4 protein-coding genes are annotated in these 3,329 nt (G+C 60.6%); 1 reads left to right on the plus strand and 3 read right to left on the minus strand.

Features of this window, described 5'->3' with window-relative positions; all coding sequences use genetic code 11:
* The 3 genes from VEK15_05220 to VEK15_05230 form a co-directional block, all read right to left on the minus strand.
* Nucleotides 1-954 (minus strand): bacterial transcriptional activator domain-containing protein (locus VEK15_05220; protein ID HXV60072.1); only part of this gene is annotated, 954 nt, incomplete at its 3' end.
* Nucleotides 955-1,285: 331 nt separating this feature from the next.
* Nucleotides 1,286-1,792 carry a hypothetical protein gene (locus tag VEK15_05225; protein ID HXV60073.1) on the minus strand — a complete coding sequence of 169 codons (507 nt, stop codon included), beginning with the start codon at nt 1,790-1,792 and terminating at the stop codon, nt 1,286-1,288.
* A 367-nt stretch (nt 1,793-2,159) separates the two neighbouring features.
* Nucleotides 2,160-2,747, minus strand: a complete 588-nt coding sequence (locus tag VEK15_05230; GenBank protein HXV60074.1) for a hypothetical protein — start codon at nt 2,745-2,747, stop codon at nt 2,160-2,162.
* A gap of 200 nt (nt 2,748-2,947) precedes the next feature.
* Here VEK15_05230 and VEK15_05235 point away from each other — a divergent pair.
* Nucleotides 2,948-3,329: hypothetical protein (locus tag VEK15_05235; protein HXV60075.1), on the plus strand; the 382-nt coding region annotated here is incomplete at its 3' end.

Here is a 3,329-nt window from a genome sequence, read left to right on the forward strand (position 1 = left end):
AAACTTGCTCGATAAGACCCCGGTCAGCTCCACGAAATACACGCCATCGAGAAATGAATCGGTGCATTCCCTAGCGGCTTTGATTGCGACTCGAGTTTTGCCGATGCCACCCGGTCCGACGATGGTCAAGAGGCGGCAAGAAGGATCCATGAGTCGGCGCGACAATTCGGCGAGCTCGGCCTCACGGTCGACGAGTGGAGTCGTCTCGACTGGCAGATGAGGCGGGGATGCGGATTCAGCTTGGCGAATTCTTTGGTAGAGCTGCGAGGTCTCTTCCGAGGGCTCGATCCCCAGTCCCTGGGCCAGCTCTTGTCGGCAGCTCTGGTAGTGCGCCAGGGCAGCAGTTCGTTGCCCGCTTCGAGCCAGCAAACGCATCAACTCCCTGTGAGCCTCTTCGCGCCAGGGTTCCATTCTGACGAGTCGCCTCGTGTAGTCCAAGGCCCGATGGATATCTTGGTTGCGACTGCAGTAGCTTCCGAGATCTCCCAGGATTCGAATCATGCGATCGCGCCAGTGCTGCCGCTCTCTAGCGAGCCACACTTCGAGCTCGGGGCAGTCGTCGATGGTGAAACCAGCCATGAAGTCGTTTCGGTAGAGGTCGACGGCCTCGGCGAGTTGTTTGGCCTCGTTCTTGCCCGCCAGCTCGTCGAAAGCGTCCAAATCGAGCCAGCAGCGCGAGCCTCCCTGCCACTGGATGGAACGACGATTCGTCGCCAAACAGCCGGGCATCAGGGACGCGAGATTGTGCAGAACGCGGCTCAAGTTGCCGAGTCCGCGCGCTTCGGGCTTGTCGCACCAGAACATGTCCGCCAGGTGGGCTCGGGACAGTGGCTGGCGTTCGGCGGCCAGGTAACAGAGAAGCCCGAGCGCTTTCCGCGATTCGAACCCTCGAACGGGCATCCCCCTGCGTTCCACGCGGACCGGACCGAGAAGATGCAGTCTCAAAGTACCCAACGGTCCGCTCGCTCTTTCGACGCAGCGCTTCCCCTGAACGGAGCCGGAAGACTGAGGGCGAGAACGGCCCGTCTTCGAGAAGCATGGACTGACATCTCGGTTTCCCGTCGGGTCCGCCCGCCAAGAGGAGTCGTATCCGGGCAGTTGAATCGAATCGTGCGATGAACCGGAGTGGCGACTCAGGCCATGCGCAACCCCCGTTGGGGCATGTTATTTCAAAATGAACACGAGTCGCAAGCCGTTTACATATGTCTACCTCCCTCTCGAGCGTTTCGCCCCGCTTGCCTACCTATCGCACGATCAGAGCTCCCGGGATTGCTTCCCCGTGAGCTCACCATCGCAAATGACCTTTGTAGGGAAAGTTTCCGGCCTCGAGGTCGTCCTTGACATCAAATCGTCCCGTGACCCCTTCGAAATCATCCGTGCCGCTACCCCTGACAATAGGATGCTGGCAGCGCCCAAAAATCTCCGTCGAGAGGTCGGGACAAGAAGCCAGCTTCGCCGTGAACAGGTAAGTCGTCGCGAACGTGCCCGTCTTTCCGTTGTACTCCCCGACGAACACTTCGGTCCCCCTCTCATGGTACGTCCCGCTCCGCGTGCATCCCCATTCTTCGACGAATATGTAATGACAACCTACCAAGTCCCCGGTCATTCTGAGGGCAAGATCGGCTTCAGCACCCTGCTCGTCGAGACATTCGCCAGGATCGGCAAAGAAACCGATTCCCGCTATGCGCGTCGCCCCCCCGGCATGCAGTGGAGGGCTCATCGTCGAAACAACACTGACAACTACCACCAGCACGATGATACTGAGCGCTGAGACGGTCAATCCTTTTATCATTCCGACCTCCTGTTCTTTAAGGGCTTCCGAGTCGCGGCGGTGACTCCGTATCTCGTCGATGACGCACGGGTAACCCGACTCTCCCTCGGAGTATGGTCAGCCATCCTTCGCAAAGGCTTCGCTAAGTCTTCGGGACGCGACGAGGCGGTCTCCTTTCAGACTTCTGGAGAGCGACCGGCCCGTGTGACACCAGGAGGGCTTGTATCTTCACGCGAATCTAGGAGCACGACCGGTGGCCCGGCTCGGGTCCTACCGTTGCGGAGTCTTCCTCGAGGATTCGAGTGCGCGATTGGGTTTGTGAGAGGAGTTGAGTCGTCGAGTCCCAGTCGAGTGGTCGAGCAGGTCCAGGAGGTTCAGGGTTGTTTTTTCAGCGTAGCCAGCCGGGAGGAATTCCCGACCGCCTCGCCTCCTCTTGCAACTGCTTCCAGCTCGCCTCGGCGGCGGCGAGCTCTTCTTTCGCCTCCCGCGTCATTCGCTGAAGCTCTTCGGTCGACCCGATGACCGTTCTTCCGTTCTCGTCGACGTAGTACTCTTCAGGACCCAGGTAGAGCTCTTCGAAGAACCGGACCCGCTCTCGCGCGTCGGCGACGCGCGACCGGGCGTCGGCGGCCCTCGATCGCCATTCGGCCTCATTGCGCCGGCGCTTGCGGCTCCCCTTCTCGAGTGGATCGATGTCATCCTCAGGATTCGGGCTCGGTCCCGGAATCACGATCTCCTCCGAAGCCTCGCCGCTCGACTCAGCGTCCGTGACGGCCTCTCCTTCGGAAGCTTTTTCCTCCTTCGTCGGTCCGAAGATCTCTTCCTCGCTGAACTCCCGCGCGGCCACCCCTTGTTTCTTGTTCTTTTCCCGGCGGTCGCGCTCCTTCTTTGCGACGCTTCCCAGGCTCTGGGCTTCGGACAGGAGAGGCAAGCACAAACCGAGGAGGAGCAGGCAAGCGACTCTGGCAGCTCTCATATGGATTCCCGTGGGAAAGACGGTCTCGCTTCGAGAGTAGCACACTTGCCGCCAAGGATAGGGTGTAGAGCTGTGGGTAGGGATCGAATGAAAGGCTTTGCAGACATACGCCATTAGTGAGTGAAGGCGACGTGAGGCAACTCGCACCGAGTCTGCCGCACGAATGAGGCGGCTGGCACCTCAAAAGAAAGCAGGGGCCCATGAACGTAATGAAGATGGCGGTCGGAGGGATCATCGGAGGTCTCGTTGGGGCCGCCATCTGGGCGGCGATTGGCTATTTCACAGGGTACGAAGTCGGGTGGATCGCCTGGGGCGTCGGCGCGCTGGCGGGAGTGGGCGTCCGCCTCGTGGGGACCCAGAGGCTGGCGAACGACACCGTCGCCGGAGCGATCGCCGCGATTGCGGCGGTCGCTTCGGTGCTGATCGGGAAGTACGCCGTCGTCCTTTTGTTCTTCGTTTCTCCTGCGGAATCCTTTTCCGACTACGCCGACGAGGAGACGATGACCGCGTACTTGGCGGACGAGATTGCCTACGATCTCGAGTCACAGGGCCGCGCCGTCGACTGGCCTCCGGGAATGGACT

This window comes from Vicinamibacteria bacterium, assembly GCA_035620555.1.
In the GTDB taxonomy this organism is placed as follows: domain Bacteria; phylum Acidobacteriota; class Vicinamibacteria; order Marinacidobacterales; family SMYC01; genus DASPGQ01.

Excerpts from the sequence above, each read along its gene's own strand:
- VEK15_05225 (HXV60073.1), bottom strand. The coding sequence starts at position 1,792 with ATGATAAAAGGATTGACCGTCTCAGCGCTCAGTATCATCGTGCTGGTG.
- VEK15_05230 (HXV60074.1), bottom strand. The coding sequence starts at position 2,747 with ATGAGAGCTGCCAGAGTCGCTTGCCTGCTCCTCCTCGGTTTGTGCTTG.